Source organism: Flavobacterium frigidum, assembly GCF_048286795.2.
Window position 1 is genome coordinate 85,234 of sequence record NZ_JBLVPT020000008.1, and the last position, 23,362, is coordinate 108,595.

Annotated in this window: 22 protein-coding genes; 1 reads left to right on the forward strand and 21 read right to left on the reverse strand. The window is 33.1% G+C overall.

Going from position 1 to position 23,362, the window contains the following annotated elements:
• Nucleotides 1–6 precede the first annotated feature (6 nt).
• From ACNQGB_RS09975 to ACNQGB_RS09990, 4 genes are all read right to left on the reverse strand, one after another.
• A complete protein-coding gene (locus ACNQGB_RS09975) occupies nt 7–1,197 on the reverse strand; it encodes an ATP-binding protein (RefSeq protein ID WP_417945884.1) in 1,191 nt (396 codons plus the stop codon).
• A gap of 247 nt (nt 1,198–1,444) precedes the next feature.
• Nucleotides 1,445–2,287, reverse strand: coding sequence for a class I SAM-dependent methyltransferase (locus tag ACNQGB_RS09980; RefSeq protein WP_417945882.1), 843 nt, complete (start codon nt 2,285–2,287; stop codon nt 1,445–1,447).
• A gap of 4 nt (nt 2,288–2,291) precedes the next feature.
• Nucleotides 2,292–3,581 carry an ABC transporter ATP-binding protein gene (locus tag ACNQGB_RS09985; RefSeq protein WP_417945880.1) on the reverse strand — a complete coding sequence of 430 codons (1,290 nt, stop codon included), beginning with the start codon at nt 3,579–3,581 and terminating at the stop codon, nt 2,292–2,294.
• A gap of 221 nt (nt 3,582–3,802) precedes the next feature.
• A complete protein-coding gene (locus ACNQGB_RS09990; protein ID WP_417945878.1) occupies nt 3,803–4,672 on the reverse strand; it encodes an ABC transporter permease in 870 nt (289 codons plus the stop codon).
• A 481-nt stretch (nt 4,673–5,153) separates the two neighbouring features.
• On the opposite strand from ACNQGB_RS09990, the gene ACNQGB_RS09995 reads away from it, so the two are divergent.
• A complete protein-coding gene (locus ACNQGB_RS09995; protein WP_417945877.1) occupies nt 5,154–5,891 on the forward strand; it encodes a tyrosine-protein phosphatase in 738 nt (245 codons plus the stop codon).
• A 73-nt stretch (nt 5,892–5,964) separates the two neighbouring features.
• Here the strand turns inward: ACNQGB_RS09995 and ACNQGB_RS10000 are convergent, their stop codons facing one another.
• The 17 genes from ACNQGB_RS10000 to ACNQGB_RS10080 all read right to left on the reverse strand — a co-directional run bounded on the left by ACNQGB_RS10000 (nt 5,965) and on the right by ACNQGB_RS10080 (nt 23,303).
• Nucleotides 5,965–7,932 carry a polysaccharide biosynthesis protein gene (locus ACNQGB_RS10000; protein WP_417945875.1) on the reverse strand — a complete coding sequence of 656 codons (1,968 nt, stop codon included), beginning with the start codon at nt 7,930–7,932 and terminating at the stop codon, nt 5,965–5,967.
• 518 nt (nt 7,933–8,450) lie between these two features.
• A complete protein-coding gene (rfbA, locus tag ACNQGB_RS10005) occupies nt 8,451–9,320 on the reverse strand; it encodes a glucose-1-phosphate thymidylyltransferase RfbA (protein WP_417945874.1) in 870 nt (289 codons plus the stop codon).
• A 121-nt stretch (nt 9,321–9,441) separates the two neighbouring features.
• Nucleotides 9,442–9,801 carry a four helix bundle protein gene (locus ACNQGB_RS10010; protein ID WP_417945873.1) on the reverse strand — a complete coding sequence of 120 codons (360 nt, stop codon included), beginning with the start codon at nt 9,799–9,801 and terminating at the stop codon, nt 9,442–9,444.
• Nucleotides 9,802–10,018: 217 nt separating this feature from the next.
• A complete protein-coding gene (rfbB, locus tag ACNQGB_RS10015) occupies nt 10,019–11,065 on the reverse strand; it encodes a dTDP-glucose 4,6-dehydratase (protein ID WP_417945871.1) in 1,047 nt (348 codons plus the stop codon).
• 118 nt (nt 11,066–11,183) lie between these two features.
• Entirely contained in the window at nt 11,184–11,579 is a 396-nt protein-coding gene (locus ACNQGB_RS10020; protein ID WP_417945870.1) for an endonuclease domain-containing protein, read from the reverse strand.
• A 77-nt stretch (nt 11,580–11,656) separates the two neighbouring features.
• Entirely contained in the window at nt 11,657–12,511 is an 855-nt protein-coding gene (gene rfbD / locus ACNQGB_RS10025) for a dTDP-4-dehydrorhamnose reductase (RefSeq protein ID WP_417945869.1), read from the reverse strand.
• A gap of 74 nt (nt 12,512–12,585) precedes the next feature.
• A complete protein-coding gene (locus tag ACNQGB_RS10030) occupies nt 12,586–13,782 on the reverse strand; it encodes an ATP-binding protein (protein ID WP_309755982.1) in 1,197 nt (398 codons plus the stop codon).
• Between the two features lie 310 nt (nt 13,783–14,092).
• Entirely contained in the window at nt 14,093–14,407 is a 315-nt protein-coding gene (locus ACNQGB_RS10035) for a nucleotidyltransferase domain-containing protein (RefSeq protein WP_417945867.1), read from the reverse strand.
• A 1-nt stretch (nt 14,408) separates the two neighbouring features.
• A complete protein-coding gene (locus tag ACNQGB_RS10040) occupies nt 14,409–14,804 on the reverse strand; it encodes a nucleotidyltransferase substrate binding protein (RefSeq protein ID WP_417945865.1) in 396 nt (131 codons plus the stop codon).
• 176 nt (nt 14,805–14,980) lie between these two features.
• Nucleotides 14,981–15,529 (reverse strand): dTDP-4-dehydrorhamnose 3,5-epimerase, encoded by a 549-nt coding sequence (gene rfbC / locus ACNQGB_RS10045; protein ID WP_417945863.1) that lies wholly within the window; start codon nt 15,527–15,529, stop codon nt 14,981–14,983.
• 53 nt (nt 15,530–15,582) lie between these two features.
• Nucleotides 15,583–16,731: a DegT/DnrJ/EryC1/StrS family aminotransferase gene (locus tag ACNQGB_RS10050; RefSeq protein WP_417945861.1), complete on the reverse strand. Its 1,149-nt coding sequence runs from the start codon at nt 16,729–16,731 to the stop codon at nt 15,583–15,585.
• On the reverse strand, nt 16,724–17,338 hold the full coding sequence (locus ACNQGB_RS10055) for an acetyltransferase (RefSeq protein WP_417945859.1): 615 nt from the start codon (nt 17,336–17,338) through the stop codon (nt 16,724–16,726). Before ACNQGB_RS10055 ends, ACNQGB_RS10050 begins: the two co-directional genes overlap by 8 nt.
• Before the next feature lies 1 nt (nt 17,339).
• Complete coding sequence (locus tag ACNQGB_RS10060) at nt 17,340–17,942, reverse strand: sugar transferase (protein ID WP_417945857.1); 603 nt, start codon at nt 17,940–17,942, stop codon at nt 17,340–17,342.
• A complete protein-coding gene (locus tag ACNQGB_RS10065) occupies nt 17,935–19,098 on the reverse strand; it encodes a glycosyltransferase family 4 protein (RefSeq protein WP_417945855.1) in 1,164 nt (387 codons plus the stop codon). The genes ACNQGB_RS10060 and ACNQGB_RS10065 overlap by 8 nt, the downstream gene beginning before the upstream one ends.
• On the reverse strand, nt 19,088–20,965 hold the full coding sequence (gene asnB, locus ACNQGB_RS10070) for an asparagine synthase (glutamine-hydrolyzing) (RefSeq protein ID WP_417945854.1): 1,878 nt from the start codon (nt 20,963–20,965) through the stop codon (nt 19,088–19,090). Before asnB ends, ACNQGB_RS10065 begins: the two co-directional genes overlap by 11 nt.
• Nucleotides 20,965–22,035 (reverse strand): glycosyltransferase family 4 protein, encoded by a 1,071-nt coding sequence (locus tag ACNQGB_RS10075; protein ID WP_417945853.1) that lies wholly within the window; start codon nt 22,033–22,035, stop codon nt 20,965–20,967. Before ACNQGB_RS10075 ends, asnB begins: the two co-directional genes overlap by 1 nt.
• Nucleotides 22,035–23,303, reverse strand: coding sequence for an O-antigen ligase family protein (locus ACNQGB_RS10080; RefSeq protein ID WP_417945852.1), 1,269 nt, complete (start codon nt 23,301–23,303; stop codon nt 22,035–22,037). Before ACNQGB_RS10080 ends, ACNQGB_RS10075 begins: the two co-directional genes overlap by 1 nt.
• Nucleotides 23,304–23,362: the final 59 nt, after the last annotated feature.

Consider the following 23,362-nt stretch of genomic DNA (forward strand, 5'->3'; position numbering starts at 1 on the left):
CATTTTCTAATATAAAAAACCAAACAACCATAACGGAATTGTTGTAATAGATCCTATTTCGATGCCATCTTTTACAACAAAAGAATTTGGCAAACCCTCGATTTGTTTTTGTTTCTTGTTTTTGCCTCCCAGTTCAAATTCGTAAATACCATCTACCTTAAAATCGACAGTTGAAGAGGCAAAAACAGTATGCTTGCGTTGTACCTGATTAAAAAAAAATGTTTCTCGCAAGTTCCCTACATTAACATTGGCACTTATGTTGTGCATTAAATTAGGATTATTTAGAAAAATTTTTTCGGGTTTACCCAAACTATTAATTCCTTTTTCTTCCACATACAAAAGTTGCAAAAGTTGTGCATCGTTCAGCAATTTTAAATAATTTTTCATGGTATTGAGACTTATTCCTGTTCGCTCACTAATAGAGTTCATATTGGGTTTAAAGGGGACTGAACCGCTTATTACGGCCAATAATTTTTTCAGTAGCAAAGCATTCGATACTGGAATGGAAGCATATTGCGGAATATCGACTTCCAGAACCGTGAGAATCACTTCGCTCAATTTTTGATGAAATGAATTTTTGTTTTCCATATAAAATGGATAATAACCATAGAGTAAATAATTCTCAAAATAGTGTAAAGGTTTTATTTTTTGAACCATTTGCATGGCGATGGTAATATGATTGTCTAGTATATCTTGAAGCGAATAACTATCTAATTTAATTTGGGTTTCAAACTGGATAAATTCTCTTAAGGATAAACCTGGCATAGTATAGATGACTACTCGCCTACTCAAATCGGCCTTTGCTTGATGAATGTGCAATAAGGATGAACCCGTAAAAACCAATCTTAGGTGAGGCATATCGTCATAAATATTTTTAATTTCGATAGCCCAGTTGGGGTATTTATGAACCTCATCAATGGCAATAAATAAACCTCCCTTTTTGTAAAAATCATCTACAAAATCATACATTGTGTTTTCAAGAAAATACAAGTGGTCTAAACTAATGTACAAAACCTTGTGAGTAGGCTCAAAATTGAGACGAATGTATTGCAATAATAGCGTAGTCTTGCCCACACCACGGCTCCCTTTTATGCCTACAAAACGGTTATCCCAATCAATTGAATGAATAAAATCTCTTACGTGATGCGTTTGTACCCGTGCATATTTTTCATAAAACTGACTGATTAATTTTTCCATAGCCCTTATTTTAAACAAAAATACACAAAAACATCAGTGCACTGATGTTTTTTATGCTATTTAATATCAATAGATTGATGTTTTAAAAAAACTTGCTTTTATACATTCCTAACAAATAAATTGGATCTTCTGCACTATCATCCTTACCAATGTTGACTTTAAAATCGCCAATTTGTTTGTTAAGTTAATGATTTCTGAGTTTCATCAAGAAAATTAAGCTTATAGCATTGAATGATAATTGCTAGCATTATTTGAATATCCTTTTCAAAATTTTAAATGGTAATAAAATTAAATGCCCAAGTTTATAAGTAGTACTTGAATAGATTTTGTTAACTTTATTTTTAACTGTATTACTTATTGTAATATTAAATTGAGCATCTATAATTTGACTTCCTTCAAAAATTGACTGTATTTGTTCTTCAAAATTATTATCTGAAACTATTGCTATAAGAAACAAGGGGTCGACAAGTAAATCTGAAACATCTGAATAATTACCTGAAAAAATCTGTAGCTCATTGTGGAATTTCTCATCTTGTATAATGGAATTACCATTACAATACTTTTGAGTTAATAATTGTATTTTATTAAAACTTTTAGACAATAGGTCAATAAATTCTTGTTTGTAAAGCTCTTTAATATGAAATTGATTATTGAAATTTCTTTGGTCAGAATAATATAATTTATCTGGTGTCGAAATAATCAATAACCCATCGGGCTTTAAAACTCTTTTTATTTCATTCATCATTTTATCATGCTCATCGTGATGTTCGATAGTCTCAAAACTTACAACTACATCAATTGTATTATCATCAATAGGAATATGACTGGTGCTTCCTGTTAGAAATTCTAGATTTTCATTTTTGTACTTTAATTTTGCTTCTTGAACGGTAGTGTCATCTATATCTATACCATATACAAAAGTTGCCTTGTTACTCATTATATTACCACCATATCCTTCACCACTAGCAATATCTAATACTATTTTATCTTTAATATAACTAGTAACCATGGCATATCGGTGTAAATGCTCTATGGTATCTCTACTTAGTATAAACGTTTCTAATCTTTCTCCTGACCATTTTTTTTTCATCTTTTTAATTTATCCATTCTAACTCTGGTCTAATCAATCCGGGGTAGTGTCCAGAATAATTGCCTCTTACCGACTTATCCCCAAACTCATCAATAACATTAAATCCAAGCACATTCATTTCATGAAATTCAATGTGAAATGGACTGTACCTCATAATTGCAAAACTGCACGAATAGCTCCCTTCTGCAAGCAAATTTCCAGGTATCGTAATAGATTTTATGAATTTACCAACTGGTAATGATTCTTTTAAAGTAGATGAGTTTTTATCATGAGAACTAAGAATATGGACATTTTCAACATTAAATAAATTAAATCCATGAGTAAAAAACTCACCTTCTCTGAAAATTTCATATGTGAATTCAATTTTAATTTCATCAAAAATACTATGACTTACAGCTACTTTATTATCTTTATTTACAACTTTTGCTTCAATTAATTCTATAAAACTACCTTTAGGTTTATTAGAACTAGAAGCATCCCACGTACGATGAGCTGTAGAATTTTTATCTTCAAGATATTTCTCAATACTCTCCTCAATTCCCCCCTCAAAAACCACTTTCCCGTTTTCTAAAACAATACCTCGAGTACACAAACTCTTCACCGCCGCCATATTGTGACTCACAAACAACACCGTTCTTCCTTCGCCTTTAGAAATATCTTTCATTTTACCAATGGCTTTTTTCTGAAACTCGGCGTCTCCTGCAGCTAATACCTCATCTATGACTAGTATTTCGGGCTCTAAAAATGCCGCTACTGCAAAAGCCAATCGCACCGTCATTCCAGAGCTGTAACGCTTTACAGGCGTATCAATATAACGGGCGCAACCCGAGAAATCAATTATTTCATCTAGTTTTGAGGTAATTTCTTTTTTGGTCATTCCGAGTATAGCACCGTTCAAGAAAATGTTTTCTCTACCCGTCATTTCGCCATTAAATCCTGTCCCTACCTCCAATAATGAAGCAATGCGACCTCTCGATTTTATGCTTCCGGTTGTAGGTGCTGTAACTTTGGATAATATCTTGAGCAAAGTAGACTTCCCCGCTCCATTTTTGCCAATAATACCCAAAACTTCGCCTCGTTCTACTTCAAAATTGATGTCTTGTAGCGCCCATACGTACTCGCTTGTGCCTTTAGTAGCGCGGTCATTGCTATCTCCAATCTTTAAATATGGATTTTCTTTGCCCCGAATTTCATGCCACCAGCGGTTCAAGTCATGCGTCAATGTGCCTGTACCTACTTGACCCAAGCGGTATTGTTTCGAAATGTTTTCGGCTTTGAGAATGATGTCTTTCATAATTTGTGAGAAGTGAATAATGAATGGTGAATAGAGAACAACTTCTTACAATTCACAATTCCTCTTCGTTTTACTCGTTTTTTAGCTTTATGATATTTTCTTTTTTATTTGTTTTGCAAAGGAATATTGTATCTCACTCTACTCTTCTCACTCCCCACTATTCTCACTCCTCACTTTCAACTTCTAACACTTTCCACTTCTAACTCCTCACCATTAAAAAATTAAACCGTATCTATAAAACTTTTCTCGGTTTTATTAAAAATCAATATACCTATTAATAAAAAAACAAAGGTCACAATTGTTGTGTACGTCAATCCTAAAATAGAAATCTCACCCACATCAAGCAACATATAGCGCGTGGTTTCTATAATATAAGCAAGCGGATTGTACTGAACTAGCCAAACATAGTCTGGCATTTTTTGTTGTACTAATGCAATAGGGTAAACTACAGCGGAAACATACATTAACAATTGCACTCCAAAACCTATCAAATAACTAAAGTCTCTATATTTTGTGACTAACGATGAAATAATCATTCCCAATCCTAATCCCAATACGCCCATTAAAACAATTAAAAAAGGCAATAAGAAAGTCCACTTATTCAAACTAATCGCTGCACCTTGAAAATAGAAATAAAGGTAAAAAGTGATAAAAATAAAAAATTGGATTCCAAACTTAATTAAAGTAGAGATCACAATGCTAAGGGGTACAATAATTCGAGGAAAATAAACCTTTCCAAAAATTCCGGCATTGGCACCAAAAGTATTAGAAGTACCTGTTAAACAAGCCGTGAAATAATTCCATACTGTAATTCCTGCAAGATTAAACAAAAATGGAGGAACAGTTCCAGTATCTATTCCTGCTAAACTATTAAAAATAATAGTAAATGTGACTGAGGTAAACAAGGGTTGAATTAAATACCATAACGGACCTAAAACTGTTTGTTTGTACACTGTTACCACATCCCGCTTTACAAAAAGCAAAAGCAAATCACGGTATTGCCAAACCTCTTTTAGATTTAAAGAGAAAAATTTATTTTTGGGCTTTATTTCAAAAAGCCATTTAGACTCTATTGGTTCTGTCGAATTCATTGCTTAACAAAAATCAATACATTCATATTTCTTATGCTTTTTAAAATACTAAACCATGCCAAGGCTTCGCCCTCTTAACCCCCAATGGAGTAAGAGGACTGCACCAAATATAATAATTTAATGATGAAAAGTGCTTGTACAAGAATCCTTTTTTGACCGTTGCAAAACATAACTCAAAATGAATAGCAAACACATTAATTCCTTTTAATTTATAAAGTTCCATGATCCTAAAAATAGTCCTAAATAAGATTCAATACGTACTAATTTACGGCTTTAGAATTGTAAAGAAATTACATTTATAAAAATCAAACTAATACTTTCTTTAAAAATATCTATCGAAACAAAGAACCAAACTTTTAATGAAAAAAGCGAATTAAAACAAACCACAACATTTCGCCCCCTAGCTATAAGGACAAAAATTCCGTTAACCAAAACACATTAGAGCAACTAAAATAACAAACCTTTTGACTAATTTTGTATCATGTTTACATTTTTTAAATCAAAACCAATACTCAAAGATCTAATTCCAGAAGGTCATATTGACATTCACTCTCATTTGTTACCCGGTATCGATGACGGAGCCAAAACTTTTGAATATACACTGCTATTAACCAGAGCCTTACAAAAAATTGGAGTTTCAGAGTTCATTACTACCCCGCATATAATTCAACATGTTTGGGACAACACGCACGAACAAATTTTAGAGAATCGATCGATTACTGTTTCAGCATTAGAGAAGAATACTATTACGGCACCGTTTCATGCTGCAGCAGAGTATTTGATGGATGATCAATTTGTACAGTTGTTTCAATCCCATACCTTATTGACGCTTAAAGACAATTACGTTTTAGTCGAAATGTCATACATCAACCCGCCCATTCAGTTGTACACCATACTTTTTGATTTGCAGGTAGCAGGCTACATTCCCGTTCTAGCGCACCCCGAGCGGTATTTATTTTACCATAATAACTTTAATGAATACCAGAAACTGAAACGCGCTGGCTGTTTATTTCAATTGAATTTACTTGCTGTAGTTGGCTATTATGGTGCTGGAATTGCTAAGGTCGCTGAGGAACTACTCCAAAAAGGCATGTATACTTATGTAGGCTCAGATGTACACCATGACAAGCATATTGAGGCCTTCAGTCAAAAAATAAGTCTGAAAGACACCACTCCACTTCAAGAAATTATTGCTAATAATCAATTTTTCAAAAGGTAAAACTATCTTTTTCTAAACAAAAAAAGACCCAAAGGCTATACTTTGGGTCTTTTTTGATTTTTAAAACGGCTTACTACTTGTCTAACAGTTCAAAAGTGGAATTCATACTTTTAAACTCCGGTACAATCTGCTTCATTTTTGCTACAATTTGATCGTCGTCAAAGTGATTAGCAATACGAATTAGCTCTATAATATCAACATTCAAACCATCAAAATCATCTAATATTTCTTCAGCAATCATAATTTTTTCGTGATAAGTCGGAAGTGTTTTTGAGGTATCATTCAATAATTCTTCATACAATTTCTCACCTGGTCGCAAGCCTACAATTTGTATTTTGATATCCCTCTCAGGAATAAATCCGGCCAACTTGATCATTTTTCTGGCTAAATCCACAATTTTCACTGGCTTACCCATATCAAAAATATAAATTTCTCCTCCATTCCCCATAGCGCCAGCTTCTAAAACCAATTGGCAGGCCTCGGGAATGGTCATAAAATACCGAATAATATCGGGATGTGTAATCGTTATGGGTCCACCATTTGCAATTTGTTTGGTAAACAAGGGAACAACAGAACCATTCGATCCTAAAACGTTTCCAAAACGGGTCGTAATAAATTTAGTATAGTTTTTTTCGCTGGTGATTTTATTTTTAAATTGCAAAGATTGCACGTATTTTTCGGCAATTCTTTTACTAGCTCCCATCACATTACTAGGATTTACCGCCTTGTCGGTAGATACCATCACAAATTTTTTGACTTTATACTCACAAGATAAATCAGCCAAAATTTTAGTACCTTCTATATTGGTCAAAATAGCTTGCGATGGATTTTCTTCCATCAGCGGGACATGCTTGTATGCGGCTGCATGAAAAACAACTTGAGGTTCGTATTTTTGAAAAACATTTTGCATGGCTTCCTTATTACGAACATCACCAATTACTGAAAAAATTTTCGAATTTAGATCTAGTTCATTCATCTCTAAACACATATGGTGTAATGGAGTTTCGGATTGATCTAAAATAACAACTACTTTCGGATTAAAACCCAATACTTGACGCACTATTTCACTCCCAATTGAACCCGCTGCACCAGTAATTAAAATCGTTTTATCTTTTAATTGCTTGGAAATGGATTTGTTGTCTAATACAATCGGTTTACGTTCTAGCAAATCTTCAATTTGAATGCTCTTTACTTTTTGAGAAATCTCTTTCTGGTTTTCCCAGTCAGAAATTAACGGAACCGTGAACACATTGTAATTAAATTCTAAACATTGGTCCACGATGATCAGTTGCTCTTCTTTAGACAAACTTTTATCGGCAATAATAATCGCTTGGGCATTAACCGAACGCATTAAAGGTGGTATTTTTTTCTTTTTAATCAATATGGGCAAATCTAGCATTCGCTTAGTTGCATTTTGATTGTTTTTATCCACAAAACCAACAATTTTAAATCGCGATGGAGTTTCAAATTTTAAAGCGTTTGCAACAGATATGGCATTCGCATCAGTCCCATAAATAATAGTTCTGATTAATTTGTTCGTTCCTTGTTCTGAAAAGTACATCTCAAAAGTTTGCTTGATAATTACGCGATACAAAAACAAGCCACAGAAGGAAAGTACGATATTAATAAAAAAAGCGGTGTTTAAAAATGCTTTCTCACCATGCATTAAGTCATAGACAAAATTAAAAAAAAGAAAAAGCACTAAAACTGACAGTTGAGAGAACAAAAGCTTTACCGCATCTATATAAGAGGAGTGCCTGATGATTCCCGAATACGTTCTGAATAACCAGAAAAAGAAAACGTTGACGCAAAACAAACTGATAATAAAACTAAAATTATAGGGCGTAATAATATAGTCTAATCCAGTTCCTTTAAAAATAAGAATGGTAAAAAAAAACGATACTACCAAGACCGAAACATCCATCATTACAATGATCCATCTGGGTAAATAACGTAAATTATGAATATTGAATTTCAAATTTTCTCTTGAAAAAAAATCTGGTTTTTCCGGCTGTGAATCTATATTTTTAGTCGTATTCAAAATAGCTTACTATATAAGATTATTTATTTTATTAGTGCAAAAATAACAATTAATAAATGGTTATTGAAACAAATTGAAAGAACAGTAACTTCCTTTTAACAACTGAACTACTATAAACTTGAAATCCATTGATTTAGTTTGACAGACGTAAAGCTGCAAGGTTAAGCTTTTTACTTTGGCACAGATTAATCCGTGATAATACATTTAGTCTGTGGCCAAAAATTTCTGGGAAGCTAAAGCAAAATGTACAAAAATTTATATTTTTAACTTTTCATAGAGCCAATAAAAGTGCTGGGACCAACTACGCCATAAACTACTTTTGGCTTATTGATCCTATGCTGAGTATCGGGTGTTTACAACAAGGAGGTGATAGAATCATACAATATATATTATGTTTTAAAAAATTCTATTCTGATTTCAGAATAAATAATAATAATAATAATAATAATAATATTATTAATAATGGTACTAATTTCGAGCGTTTCCACCCATTCACTTCTCACTCTTTACTTCTCACTTTAAACCTTTTGCTTCAACAAGCCCAAAAGATATTCTCCATAACCCGATTTTTTCAAAGGTGTCGCTAATACAGCTAGTTCTTCATCTGAAATAAAACCTTGTCGCCAAGCAATTTCTTCGATGCAACCTATTTTCAATCCTTGGCGCTCTTCAATAACCTGAACAAATTGTCCCGCTTGCATCAAACTGTTAAATGTTCCAGTATCCAACCAGGCCGTTCCTCGGCTTAAAATACCTACCTTTAAAGCTCCTTTGTCCAAATACACTTTGTTAACATCTGTAATTTCATATTCGCCACGCGCACTGGGCTTGATATTTTTGGCAATTTCGACTACTGAATTATCATAAAAGTACAAACCTGGCACTGCATAATTGGACTTAGGTTCCAATGGTTTTTCCTCAATAGAAAGGGCCTTAAAATTAGCATCAAACTCCACTACACCATAGCGCTCTGGATCCGATACGTGGTAAGCAAATACAACACCACCTTGCGGATTGGAATTTGATCGCAACAATTCATCCATATTGGCACCAAAGAAAATATTATCTCCTAAAACCAATGCAACACTATCATCGCCAATAAAATCTTCCCCAATAACAAAAGCTTGTGCCAACCCATTAGGAATAGCCTGCTCTGCATAACTGAACCTACAGCCTATAGATGCACCGTCGCCCAACAGTTTTTTGAAATTAGGCAAATCATGCGGAGTCGAAATAATTAATATTTCATGAATTCCAGCCATCATCAAAGTGGATAATGGATAATAAATCATGGGCTTATCATACACTGGCATCATTTGCTTGCTCATCGCCAAAGTCAGTGGATGCAAACGCGTTCCTGAACCTCCCGCTAATATTATTCCTTTCATTTTTTTATTATTTGTTATTTGTGAGGCGTGAGTCGTGAGGCGTGAAGCGTGAAGCGTGATTAACATCTCGAAATTTGTAATTATTAATTATGCTTACTGTTCACGAGTAACCAATCACGACTCACGCTTCACTTCTATTTTTAACGAACCTAATTAACCCTGATAACATTTGCTTTATTTTCTCCATCTTTTTTATGTATTCTTCTACTGAATCAACAAATTGTAATCGTTGAGACAAAATTACCTGAGTTTCTAACTCTGCTATCGAGCCAAGTGCTATATATAGAAATTGTATAAATTCCCTATCCCCTTTCCGTCCTGCACCTTCAGCTATATTACTCGGTATAGACACAGCAGCGCGCTTCATTTGACTTGATAAACCATACCGCTCCTCTGCAGGAAAGTTTTTAGTAAGTAGATAAATATCCTCTACTAAAACCATCGCTTGTTTCCAAACATCTAAATCTTTATGGTCTTTCATTATTTATTTCGTGATTAGAAATTCGAAATGCGCAATTCGAATCAATTCTTATTTAACATTTAGATATTGTATAAGTCCACAAATTTGTATTGGTTTTCAAACTACGGTTGCTCACATTTTACACAGTTACAATGTATACAACATAATCCAGTAATACCAATTCACCTTAAACATTTCACGGTTCACGATTCACGGTTCACGAATCACGCCCATTAATCTAATTATACTGTTTCTCGTAATAATTCGAATACTCCCCACTTGTAATATTATTCAACCAAGTCTGATTTTCTAAATACCAATTTACGGTTCGTTCTAATCCCTGCTCAAAAGTAACCGAGGGCTTCCATCCCAACTCTTTATTTATCTTACTTGCGTCAATGGCATAGCGCAAATCATGTCCGGGACGGTCTTTTACATAAGCAATCAATTGTTCTGATGTTCCAGTTGCTCTTCCTAACTTGTCATCCATTATTTTGCAAAGCAATTTAACTAAATCAATGTTCTGCCATTCGTTAAAACCTCCAATATTATACGTATCGTGGTTTTTTCCTCCGTGAAAAACCAGATCAATGGCTACAGCATGATCTTCTACAAATAACCAATCACGCGTATATTTCCCATCACCATAAACGGGTAAAGGTTTATTTTGAATAATATTATTAATAAACAACGGAATCAATTTTTCTGGAAAGTGAAAAGGTCCGTAGTTATTAGAGCAGTTGGTCAGTACATACGGCAAGCCATAGGTTTCGCCGTAGGCACGTACAAAATGATCTGAACTCGCTTTTGAGGCAGAATACGGAGAGTTGGGGTCATAAGCCGTAGTCTCTGTAAACAATCCTTCGGCACCCAAACTTCCATACACTTCATCGGTACTGATGTGATAGAATCGCTTGCCTTCCATGCTATCTTTCCAAATGGTTTTGGCTGCATTCAACAAATTCATCGTACCAATAACATTCGTTTTCACAAAAGCCAACGGATCTGTGATAGAACGATCTACATGAGATTCTGCGGCCAAATGCAATACGCCATCAAATTGATGCTTAGCAAACAACGCATCAATAAAATCGGCGTCCACTATATCCCCTTTAATAAAAGTATAGTTAGGCGCTTTTTCGATATCAACAATATTTTCTAGATTCCCAGCATATGTCAGCGCATCCAAATTAAATATCTGATACTGCGGATACTTCTTCACAAAAAGCCTTACAACGTGTGACCCAATAAAACCGGCCCCACCGGTGATTAGTATTTTTTTCATTTATTTTTAGTTTTTGGAATTAAAACAAATTTTACAAATTAGTTTATATTGTCTATTCTTTTTTGTTTTCTCCTATCCTAAAGGGAGCAAAAAAGAAGCAAGACAACTATCATACATATCATAATTCTTCTAATTCTATATATTCTTTTAACTTATTGAGAACATTTTTGATATCCTGCATAACTTCTTCATTAGTAAATCGAATGACTTTTAATCCCTGAAATTCAATCGCAGCAGTTCTTGTAGCATCTAACACCTTTTGTTCAGCTGTTTGATGGTAACCACCATCTATTTCAATAACTAGTTTTAATTTATGACAATAAAAATCTGCAATATAGATATTCAACGGATGTTGCCTTCTAAATTTATATCCTTCTAAGTTATTATTTCTCAACTCCAACCACATGCTCTCTTCTGCTTTTGTGGCTTTATCTCTTAAATCTTTTGCATTAGAAAATATCTTAGGACTAGCACCTTTCCACATATCATCAGGTTTGAACGGATTCTTCTTCATTTTAAATTATGTAATTAAAACACTCAATTTTTTTTAAATTTCTCCCTTTAGGGCTGGGGTAAAAAATTTAAAAAAAATCATTTAAGCAACCCCATACATTTCCTTAAACTTTCCTTATAATCTGGAACAAGTACTCCAAAACTAGCTTTAATTTTACTTTTATCCAATAAAGAATACTCCGGACGTTGAGCTGGAGTTGGATAATCCGAAGCTGGAATTCCGCTAATTTCACAATCAAAACCACCAATTTCCTGAATAGCTAAAGCAAATTCGTACCAACTGATTTCCCCTTCATTCGAAAAATGATATATTCCTGGCTGCCAATTAGCATGATTTATAATCGTCACAATCGCTTGTGCCAAATCGGCTGCATACGTAGGAGAACCTATTTGATCATTAACAACGTTCAAAGTAGCTCTTTCTTGCATCAGCTTCGACATCGTTTTTACAAAATTAGCACCAAAACTAGAATACACCCAAGAAGTCCTGATTATAATTGAATCTGGATTTTCTTCTAAACAAGCCTTTTCACCAGCTAATTTGGTCACCCCATAAACATTGATAGGATTTGTTGCAGCAGTCTCCGTCAATGCAATGGCTGCGGTACCGTCAAAAACATAATCGGTAGAAACATGCAGCAGTTTACAGTTGTTATTCTGACTCCATTTTGCCAGTACTGCAACAGCTTGATGGTTCAAAATATCCGACAACTCCAATTCTGTTTCTGCACGATCAACAGCAGTGTGAGCAGCGCAATTAATAATAAATTGTGGATTAATTCTAGCTACTTCAAATGCTAATTGTTCTAGATCACACAAATCCAATTCCTCCCTATCCGTAAAAACCCATTCAAACTGACTGTAGTCTTTTGACAACACCTGTAATTCAGAACCCAATTGTCCTTTCGCTCCTGTGACTAATATTTTATTCATTTATCTTTTTAATCTTTTCATTTTTCAAGCGTCACTTCTAAACTTCTCACTCCTAACTTCTCACCACTCACGTATTAATACAAAAAACCAAACAACCACAAGGGAATTTTGTTTTGAAAACCATACTCAATATCGTCGGCTGCGATGAAAGCGTTTTCAATACCTTCAATTTGTTTTCTGGATTTATCTTTTCCGCCTATTTCGAAAACGTACTTCGCATTTATCAAAAAATCACCTTTGTCAGAATACATTATTTTATGAGTATACCCGAGCTGATTTGCGAAAAATGTTTCTCTTATATTCCCAGTATTAGCAGCACTCGAAGTTAAAGCATACATCAAATTTGAGTTTTCCAAATACACTTTAAGCGGTTTCTGTAGTTTACTAATACCACCAGACTCTTTAAACAAGTTGATAGTAAGACCAATTTCAGCCAAATAATGAAAATACAAGAGCAAAGTACTTCTGGCAATTCCAATTTTTTCACTCAATTTACTCACATTAGGGATAAAAGGTACTGATTCGGAAATAATAAGCAATAATTGCTTTATTTTATGAACATAAGCCAAATCTAAACCTCGCAACAAAGGCAACTCAATTTCAAGCATCATATTAATAACCGCTTCCAAACGAGGTACGTACAAATCTAATTCTTCTTTATAAAAAGGATAGTACCCTTGCTTGATATACCTATCAAAATAGTACAAAGGTTTTACCTTGGCATTAATCAAAGTCGCTTCTTTTGCGTGATTACTCAAAATAGATTCTAAAGTCAATCTGTCAAAATGTTGTCCAGTTTCAATACTAAGATATTCTCGAAACGAAAGCCCTTGCATAGTATAAGTAATTGCCCTGCGACTCAAATCAGCTCTAGCGTTCAATATTTGCAACAAAGAAGACCCTGTAAACACGACTTTTAGCATCGGGTAATCGTCATAGATATTTTTCAACTCCTGCGACCAGTTGTCATATCTATGTACCTCATCTAAGAAAAGATACTCCCCTCCTTTTTTTACAAAATCATCCGCTAAATCGACCAGTGTGTTATTGGTAAACCAAATAGAATCCAAAGACACATACAACGTCTTATCTAACACCTTCGTCAGATTCATTTTAATATGCTGCAAGAGCATTGTAGTTTTCCCAACACCTCTTGCCCCTTTGATTCCTATTAATCGTGCGTTCCAATTAATATCGCTCCCTAAACTCCTAACGAAATCCGTTGAAGTACGGCTTAATTTAAAACGAAATTTCTCAACTAACTCTTCCATATTGCTTTGTTCACAATACAAAAATATTCATTTTTGTTCGATAGACAATACAAAACAATAAGTTATTGTTCATTGCATCTAACAAAAATAGTTCCATATTGCGTTCAATACAAAATAAAACCATACGTACTGCGCAACACTAATGTATCTGTTTTAAAAAAAACTAAAAAAAGCACTTATTCTTGTATGCCTAATTACAGCAGTAAACCCTAAAATTGAGCGTAGTCGAGAAACAAAACAAGTTGACAATTGTCTACTTCCTTAAGGTTGAGACAAAACGAAAATTTCAAACCCAAAACCAATCGGCAACCTAAACTATGTCTCTTTTGTAAAACCATTTTCCAACTCTGTCAATATGCGAAATCAAATCAATATTGGTTATTTTTCGTTTTAGGGACAAATCTATTTTGTAAGGCAATAATAAATCATCTAATGCATTCTCTATTTCCAAAAACTTTGGAAAAGATATTGAATTCTCGATAATAGTTAAATCAATATCAGAACCTACTTTAAAATTTCCTTTCGCTCTAGAGCCATAAATGATCACGCTATCAATATCATTATATATAGCAAAGACTGAATTTATTTTGTCTATATCCTCTTTTTTTAAGCCAAATTGTATCATGCTAAAATGCTTCCATTTTGTCTTTAAAAGAAACAAACAAATCGTAATAATAATTCAATATCCTATCTCTAATCTCGTTTGCTATACTTTCGTTATACGTATGTGTAGATTGGTTTCTACTTTTTATCATTTCCATCCATTGTGCCCCGTCCTGAATCAATCCTTTCTGAAATGCTTCTCGAGTTGCATCTCGAGATCCGGTTATAGTTGTATTTCCTTGGTATTCAAAATAATCCTTCATTACATTCCATGCCAATTCGTGTGTAAATTCAAAAGCTTGAATAAGTCCCTGCTCTTCTAGTTCATTCAAATTACCCTTCGCTATAAATTTCTGCAACTGTCCTAGTGCTTTAAGATAATTCTCAAAACGTTGTTTCCATCGAATATCTTCTTCCATAATTCAATTAAAATTTATTTTATTTATTAGCTAAAAATATTTTAATTCTTAGCAGAAAATTTCAGGAGTACTATGTTCGGGCTAAATCAACAACCAAGATATTCTTTCCTTGTTTTTTGCGAACCTATCACTCCTAACACCTCACTCCTCAGTTCATACTCTTCACTCCTCACCATCTAAAACTCCCAATCGATAGCATTAAAACTAGGTAATACCAAATCCTTTTCAGAAACAATAACTTCATCAGGACGCAACTGCCAGTCAATAGCCAAAGTAGGATCATCAAATCGGATGCCGCCTTCGCTCTCTTTATTGTAATATTGATCACATTTGTATAGCACCACAGCGGTTTCGCTAAGTACTGAAAAACCATGAGCAAATCCTTGTGGAACGAGCAACTGTTTTTTATTCTCAGCCGATAGCAAAACAGAAAAATGCTTCCCAAAGGTAGGCGAATCTTTACGTAAATCAACGGCTACATCTATGATTTCGCCTTGTAGCACCCGCACGAGTTTGGTTTGAGCAAAAGGAGGATTTTGATAATGTAAACCACGTAGCGTCCCTTTTTGTGAAAAAGACTGATTGTCTTGCACAAAATCGATACTAATACCTAAATCACTAAATTTACTTTTGTTATACGCCTCAAAAAAATAACCTCTTGCATCTTCAAAAACACTAGGGGAAATCAGTACTAAATCTTGTATAAAAGTTTTTTCTATATTCATTTGGTTAAAAAATAATGATGAGCTTTGCCCGCCGTACTATTTGAAATTTTATTTTATTTATGTTTGCAAAAAAAATCTCGAACTACAACCGCTATTCTTTCCCTCTCGACATCCGTAAGATTAGATCCTGAAGGAAGACACAACCCATTTTCAAATAAGGTTTCAGCAACTGTGGTGCCATAGTATGTGTACTTCTCAAAAATAGGCTGTAAATGCATCGGTTTCCACAAAGGACGGCATTCAATATTGGCTGCTTCAAAAGCCAATCGCAAGACTTCTCGATTAATTCCTTGCACTGCATTGGGTTCTACCACAATGGCACTCAACCAGTAATTAGCAAAATAATCACTGTTAGGCACCGTAAAAACGGTTACTGCTTCAATATCACTGAATAAATCAACATAAAAAGCATTCATTTTTCTGCGCAGCGCCACATGGTCGTCTAAAACTTCCATTTGACCGCGGCCGATACCAGCACAAATATTACTCATTCTATAATTATACCCTATTTCACTGTGTTGGTAATGAGGAGCGTTGTCTCTGGATTGAGTCGCAAAAAACAAAGCTCTATCTTTCAACTCCTTCGTACGAGTAACAATAGCCCCACCACCAGAAGTAGTAATAATTTTGTTCCCGTTAAAAGACAATACCCCAATATCCCCAAAAGTACCGCACTTTTGTCCTTTGTAGGAACTCCCTAAAGCCTCCGCACTATCCTCTAGAATTGGGATTTGGTAGGCATCGGCTACTGCTCGAACTGCCTCAATTTGATACGGAACCCCATACAAATGAACGGCGATTATCACTTTTGGTTTTTTGCCTTTGGCTATTTCACTTACTATAGCTTGCTCTAAAGCTACGGGACACAAGTTCCAAGTTTGTGATTCACTATCAATAAAAACAGGTATAGCGCCTTGGTACAAAATAGGATTTGCTGATGCCGAAAAAGTCATGCTTTGACACAAAACTACGTCCCCTGCTTGTACCCCTAACAAAACTAAACCCAAATGAATTGCCGCTGTCCCAGAACTTAGAGCTCCAACAGCAGCATCTTGTCCTAGATACGATTCTAAATCTTGTTCTAAACCATTTACATTAGGACCCAAGGGTGCTACCCAGTTGGTGTCAAAAGCCTCGTTTACATAGTTTTGCTCGTTGCCGCCCATGTGGGGTGAGGAAAGCCATATTTTTGCGTTAATCATTTTCTATTAAATTATATTTTATTATTTTACCTGGATTACCTACGACAACTGCAAAATCAGGCACATCATTTATAATTATAGTTCCTGCACCTATTGTAACCCATTTACCTATTTTAATGCCTTGTATAATGCAAGCTCCTATTCCTATTTGAGTTCCTTCTCCTACAAAGACATTTCCTGCTAGAGACGCCTTTGGGGAAATATGAACAAAATCATTTATAGTACAATCATGGTCAATTACAGCTCCCGTATTTACAATACAATGCTTTCCTATGTTTACTGAAGCATTCAAAATTACTCCAGCCATGATAACGGTACCTTCATTAATATTTACATCGTATGAAACTATCGCATTAGGATGAATTGCTTTTACATATAGTGCAGAAATTTTTTTAGAAATTTTTTTTCTGATTTTATTATTCCCAATTGATATAATTAATTGCTTGTCTATAAAAAAATCTAAAGCTTTAGTTTTAAAAACTGGTATATCCAAAATCATATTAAATTTAGGATTATCATCAAACACTCCTTCAATTGGATACTCCTTTGATTTTTTAATAATATCAACGATTACTTTACAATGACCATTTCCTCCAAATAAATACATATTAATTCCCTTTAAAAACTTCGGTTGTTACTGATCCCTTAGCATTTATACCCTCCGACTTAAATACTTTTTTTACAGTCAAAAATAATATCTTAATATCTAAAAAAAAATTTAAATTTTCTACATACCAAACATCATATTCAAACTTTTGTTGCCAAGAAATTGTATTCCTCCCATTTACTTGTGCCCAACCTGTTATGCCTGGTTTTACTTCATGACGTCTTTTTTGTACATCATCATACAGTGGCAAATATTCCGGTAACAAAGGACGTGGTCCTATTAAACTCATATCGCCTTTTACTATATTGAGCAATTGAGGAATTTCATCTAAAGATGTTTTTCGAACGAATGTTCCAATTTTTGTAAGTCGTTCCCCGTCTGACAGTAGTTTACCAGTTCCATCCTTTTTATCATTCATAGTTTTAAACTTGATGATTTTAAAAATACGCTCTTCTTTACCTGGACGAGATTGAAAGAAAAAAGGTTTGCCTTGATTAGCAAAATACAAGCCGATAGTTGCAATGATAAATAAAGGGCTTAATAGCAGCAATCCCATTATGGCACAACTAAAATCAATTACTCTTTTTAAAAAAAAATTATACATTCTGTTCCAAACTTTTATATTCCGCCAAAATCGCCTCCCAAACTATTCGTTGCTCATATCGTGAAACAATCATTGGTCTAGCTTTTTTTTGCAAATGAATTCTATAAGCATCATTAGAGACTATTTTTAGCATAGCCTTAAAAATCGCATCACTATCTTTTACAGGAATAATAGTTCCGTTTTTCCCTTCTATTACAATCTCATTACATCCATTAATATTGGTTACAATACATGGTAATCCCATCGCTCCAGCTTGCATCACAACATTAGGAAAACCTTCCCTATAACTTGGAAAAACCAATGCGTCTGAAATCGCAAAATAGGATCTGACGTCGTTTTGATAACCTACAGAAATAATATTTTTATTGTCAACAATTACTTGTAGCGTTTCTGGTGTTAATGGATCTAGATCTGATTCTAAAGGACCTACTAAAAGCAATTTTACATTATCCACTTTTAACGAGAGTTTTTTAAAAGCAAGTATTAACTCATTAATTCCTTTATCAGCTACAATACGTCCCACAAAAATAAAAACAAAATCTTCTAGAGTAATCCCTAAATTGGTTTGTGATGTCTTTATATCATTATCAGAAAACAACTTTGGATCAAAATAGCTAGTATTAATTCCATTAGAACTACCATTTGAAATCACTTTTAATTTCTCCTTTTTCGTGAAATTATTCTTTAAAATAAAATCACACAACCCATTCGAATTAGGAAACACTTTTGTTGAACACTTATACGTTAGTTGTTCTACAAAATCTAATAATTTTCTTTTAACACCTGTTGCTTCCATCAATGGCAAACCCGCAACCGTATGCAAACGACATGGTACTCCTGCTAACTTTGCAGCTAACATCGCAACAACCCCAGCCTTTGGAGTATGGGAGTGCACAATTAATGGCCTTTCTTTTTTAAGAATTTTAAATAATTCCCATAATGATTTTAAATCTTTTAACGGAGAAATGATTCGGGTCATATGTAAAGGAATCACACGAATACCCTCCAGATTTTGAACATCTCTCAACTCTTTCCCTTCAGATGAAATTCCAATAACTTCATAATGTTTTGACATAAACTGATGCTGTCCTTTCAATAAAGTTTTTAATGAAACTGGAACGGTGGTAATGCGAATAAGTTTGTTTTTATTTTTCATAAGTTTGCTTATACCATTTTTGAAAACAATAAAATGTCCAAACTCTGAAAGTATTATCAATTTTACCCTGCAGATGATTATTTACTAAATTTGAAACCGTTTCAAAATAAAAAATATTTTGATTTTCAATAAACGATTTATCAATATAGGAAAGTAATTCATTTTTTAAATTTGATCTCAACCAATCACCAACAGGAACACCAAAGCCTTTCTTTGATTTATTCAGGAAATCTTTTGGAAAGTATCTTTTAAATGATTCTTTTAAAATGTGTTTTTTATCCCAACCCTTTATTAAAAAATCTTCGGGTAGTTGACTTGTAAAATTCCAAATCTCTTTATTCAAAAAGGGAGCCCGACATTCTAAAGAAGCCAACATGCTGGTTCTGTCAACTTTAACCAACATATCTCCTTCCAGACTTAATATGCGGTCAATATTTCTAAAATTCGTTAAGGATTTATTCTGATTTCCAATTTTTTCCTTGAAGTAAGATAATGGATTTTCTTTATAATAGTTTTCTTTTAAAAATTCTCCGACTTCATTATCATTGAATCCTAACGAAATAATATTGAAATAAAAATCCCCATCATAATTTATTGCTTCCAACAATCGATTCATTTTAAATCGATTACCTCTCTTGTCATCTTTAGTCTTGAGTAAATTACCAAAACTTGAAGTTAATTTATTATGCAAAGAATGAGGAATCAAGTCTGTGTATTTCTCATTCAATTTCCCCATGTAGTACTTATTGTAACCTCCAAAAACTTCATCACCACCATCACCAGTGAGAGCTACTGTTACATATTCTTTGGTTTTGCTCGCAACTACATAACTCGCCAAAGCCGAAGAATCAGCAAATGGCTCATCAAAATTTAGAATAATTTCATCAATGTTTTTTGTTAAATCTTTCTCAGAAATAATAAATTCATGATGATTACTGTTGATAAGTTTGGCCACAGTTCTAGATTTATCTGTTTCATCAAAAGATTTTTCATCAAAACCTATCGAAAAAGTCTCGATTTTAGTCGCCGATTGTTGTGCTAAACACAAAGAAACAATCGAAGAATCAACACCGCCTGAAAGAAACGTTCCTAAAGACACATCAGAAATTGATCTGGAAACTACGCTTTCTTGGACTAAATCATGTGTAATTTTTGTAACCTCAGGTTTTGAAAGTTTTGGATAGGTTTTAAATTCATGTCCAATTTCATGAATTTTGAAACTAAAACCCGTACAATCAAATTCGAGATAATGATTTGCCTCTAATTTATGTATGTTTTCATAAATTGTATATGGTGCAGGGATATACGTTAATTGCAAAAAAAGATTCAAACTCGTTGTGTTAATATTTGGTTTTGTTGGTAATGCTTTAATAATCGATTTTAACTCCGATGCCCACATAAAAGTGTCGTTGCTTTTAGTATAAAAAAGGGGTTTCTCGCCAAAAAAATCTCTAGCAATTATGACCTTATTTACAGTTTTATCATAAATACTAAATACAAACATTCCATCCAACTCATTCAAAAAATCTATCCCGTAAAACTCATACATTCTTAAAACTACTTCTGTATCAGAATTCGTTTTAAAAGAAACTCCCTTGGAAATTAGCTTTTTACGCAACTCAATATAATTATAAATTTCTCCATTAAAAACAATCGTTATCGTACCCTCGTCATTAGAAATGGGTTGTTTACCACTGCTCAAATCAATAATAGAAAGCCTTCGCATTGCCATCAAAATACGATCTTCATAATTAAAAAAACCATCATCATCAGGACCTCTATGAATGATTAAATCATTCATTTTCGAAAGATCATTGACTAATTGTTTATTTTGTTTAGAACTTATAATACCATTAATGCCACACATTACATAACTGATTTAAATAATTTAATATATACCTTTGAGTTTACTTCCACAGAATAATGTTTCTTAATGATATCTATGTTTGCTAAACCAATATCTCTATATTTTTCATAATCAACAATCATGCTTTGCAAAGCATCATGCCATTCATGAGGTGTCGTTGCAAATAAATTTTTATTATTTCTGTTTATTTTAATATTGGTTTCGAGTGGTGAAGAAATAGTGGGCTTACCTATAGCCATATATTGAATTAACTTAAAACCACATTTACCCCTATTAAACAAATTATCTTCAAGCGGCATTATTCCAATATCTATTTCATTCAAAAATTTAATTTCATTTAACTCACTCCATTTAATAAATTCCACATTTTCACTATTAAAATGCTTTAATAATAAATCGTTAAATCCACAAAAACGAAAAACAATTTCTGGAAATGTCTTTTTTAAACTATTGATAACACTTGTGAGAATTAATAAATTTTTTGAAGTAGTAGTGGATCCTAACCAACCAATTACTACTTTATCATTTTTGATGTATTCTTTGTTTTTACTATATTTTTCAACATCAACACTTGTAGGTATTTCTGTAATATTTTCATTAAACTGAGTTAAAAACTGAGTTAAGTAGGGACTCCCCGTAATAATATGTGCTGCATTTTTTGAAATAATGTTAATTTTGCTCCCTAATAAAAATGTAACTAATTTATTTTTACTATTATCGTAATTATGAAAAATAGCATCATCAAAATCAAGTACATATTTAACTCCCGATATTTTGAATAGATATTCAAACACGGCAGGAAAGTAAGGTATAAGCTCGTATTCAATTACGATTAAATCCTTACTCCCTATTAAATTTAATATCTGAACAATTCTTTTTATGGAAAACTTAATTAACTGAAGTGTACTTACCGTCTTATTGCTGAAAATTTTATCAATGTAGTTGTCATCAAAAAAGGGTAGATATTCTGTTTCGAAATGCTCATCAAAAAAAAATTTATATTGGTAGGTTCTATATCTGCTACTAGGGCCTTTAGAAGTATATTTAGTAAAAAAAACTATTTTTCTCATTAATTTTCAATTGCATTAAATTTATTTGAATCTAATTTTATAGCATTTATAGTCGCTAGAGGTAAAAATATAGTCCATAAATAATCAAATTTTGCTAAATATGGATTTGTGGCATTAGCTAACAAAAAACAAATCAACGCAGCAATTTGCGGTAACAAATAGAAAACATAATAACTATTTTTTCTACAAATAATTATAGATTTATAGATTATCCATAAAACTGAACTTAAATATATAATGACACCAACAATTCCTGTTTGAAACAATAGCGCAACATAAGATAATTCATAGGCCCAAGGCGCATCTACATCTCTAATACTTCCTTTTGCAGAAGCACCCAAACCAGCACCAAAAAACCGATTTTCTTCCCAGCCATTAATCAAAGCATCATATTGTTCCTTTCTGATAAAATTAGACTCTGCCTCTGGGTTGTCAAACTCGAATGATGATTTAAGTTCTATAATTAAATTATCATTATCCAGAGCTAGGTATCCAACGAAAACAAATACTATAGAAAAAAACAATATTGCCGGTATAATAAATCGTTTAATTCTCAAATTTATTTTAGACAATTTTAATAAAGCAAAGATAATTACAGGGCTAATAGCACACACAACCCAAAATGCCCTTCTTGCTGAAATAAATAGCAAAATTGTAGATATTAAAAATGTAAAAACAATTGTATGTTTTTTAAAATTTAAAAAATTTAATTTTGAAGGCATTAGCAGTATAGTCAGAATGAATACAAAAACATATAATACTGTAGCTAGATTCATTGAATTCATTTCAACAGCACCTGAGCCCCAATAAAATCCAAAATCCTGAGATTTAACTAAGTAAGAAATATCGATTGGAAATCCCAAAAAATTATTAAGTACAAAAATTAAAATCAAAGCAACTGAACCAAGACCTCCGTAAATAATAGTATTTAAGATTGGGCGCAGTGTTAAAACTTTGTCGGATAATCCTATAAAATAAAAATATAAAATCGGCCAGATCAGAAAAACAGTACTTACCCTAATTGCTCCAGGAGTTGATCTAACAAAACCATTTAAAATAAACAAAAATGAAAAAAATATATTTATTAACCCTATAATTAATATTGTTTTATCATATCGGAAAGCAGTTGAAGAAATATTTTGTACCGTAAGAAATAGAATTATCATTAATAGCACACCCCTAAAAATCTGAAATGAAGCCGGAAGAGTTAACATTAAAAAGAAGAACACACAAATTAGATAAGTCCCTGTTTTTTTTTTTGAATACATACCTGATATTTAACCTGTTTTTTAATTACATTTCTAAAATAAAAAAGCAATTTATAGAA

Excerpts from the sequence above, each read along its gene's own strand:
- ACNQGB_RS09975 (WP_417945884.1), bottom strand. The coding sequence starts at position 1,197 with ATGGAAAAATTAATCAGTCAGTTTTATGAAAAATATGCACGGGTACAA.
- ACNQGB_RS09980 (WP_417945882.1), bottom strand. The coding sequence starts at position 2,287 with ATGAAAAAAAAATGGTCAGGAGAAAGATTAGAAACGTTTATACTAAGT.
- ACNQGB_RS09985 (WP_417945880.1), bottom strand. The coding sequence starts at position 3,581 with ATGAAAGACATCATTCTCAAAGCCGAAAACATTTCGAAACAATACCGC.
- ACNQGB_RS09990 (WP_417945878.1), bottom strand. The coding sequence starts at position 4,672 with ATGAATTCGACAGAACCAATAGAGTCTAAATGGCTTTTTGAAATAAAG.
- ACNQGB_RS09995 (WP_417945877.1), top strand. The coding sequence starts at position 5,154 with ATGTTTACATTTTTTAAATCAAAACCAATACTCAAAGATCTAATTCCA.
- rfbA (WP_417945874.1), bottom strand. The coding sequence starts at position 9,320 with ATGAAAGGAATAATATTAGCGGGAGGTTCAGGAACGCGTTTGCATCCA.
- ACNQGB_RS10010 (WP_417945873.1), bottom strand. The coding sequence starts at position 9,801 with ATGAAAGACCATAAAGATTTAGATGTTTGGAAACAAGCGATGGTTTTA.
- rfbB (WP_417945871.1), bottom strand. The coding sequence starts at position 11,065 with ATGAAAAAAATACTAATCACCGGTGGGGCCGGTTTTATTGGGTCACAC.
- ACNQGB_RS10020 (WP_417945870.1), bottom strand. The coding sequence starts at position 11,579 with ATGAAGAAGAATCCGTTCAAACCTGATGATATGTGGAAAGGTGCTAGT.
- rfbD (WP_417945869.1), bottom strand. The coding sequence starts at position 12,511 with ATGAATAAAATATTAGTCACAGGAGCGAAAGGACAATTGGGTTCTGAA.
- ACNQGB_RS10030 (WP_309755982.1), bottom strand. The coding sequence starts at position 13,782 with ATGGAAGAGTTAGTTGAGAAATTTCGTTTTAAATTAAGCCGTACTTCA.
- ACNQGB_RS10035 (WP_417945867.1), bottom strand. The coding sequence starts at position 14,407 with ATGATACAATTTGGCTTAAAAAAAGAGGATATAGACAAAATAAATTCA.
- ACNQGB_RS10040 (WP_417945865.1), bottom strand. The coding sequence starts at position 14,804 with ATGGAAGAAGATATTCGATGGAAACAACGTTTTGAGAATTATCTTAAA.
- rfbC (WP_417945863.1), bottom strand. The coding sequence starts at position 15,529 with ATGAATATAGAAAAAACTTTTATACAAGATTTAGTACTGATTTCCCCT.
- ACNQGB_RS10050 (WP_417945861.1), bottom strand. The coding sequence starts at position 16,731 with ATGATTAACGCAAAAATATGGCTTTCCTCACCCCACATGGGCGGCAAC.
- ACNQGB_RS10055 (WP_417945859.1), bottom strand. The coding sequence starts at position 17,338 with ATGTATTTATTTGGAGGAAATGGTCATTGTAAAGTAATCGTTGATATT.
- ACNQGB_RS10060 (WP_417945857.1), bottom strand. The coding sequence starts at position 17,942 with ATGTATAATTTTTTTTTAAAAAGAGTAATTGATTTTAGTTGTGCCATA.
- ACNQGB_RS10065 (WP_417945855.1), bottom strand. The coding sequence starts at position 19,098 with ATGAAAAATAAAAACAAACTTATTCGCATTACCACCGTTCCAGTTTCA.
- asnB (WP_417945854.1), bottom strand. The coding sequence starts at position 20,965 with ATGTGTGGCATTAATGGTATTATAAGTTCTAAACAAAATAAACAATTA.
- ACNQGB_RS10075 (WP_417945853.1), bottom strand. The coding sequence starts at position 22,035 with ATGAGAAAAATAGTTTTTTTTACTAAATATACTTCTAAAGGCCCTAGT.
- ACNQGB_RS10080 (WP_417945852.1), bottom strand. The coding sequence starts at position 23,303 with ATGTATTCAAAAAAAAAAACAGGGACTTATCTAATTTGTGTGTTCTTC.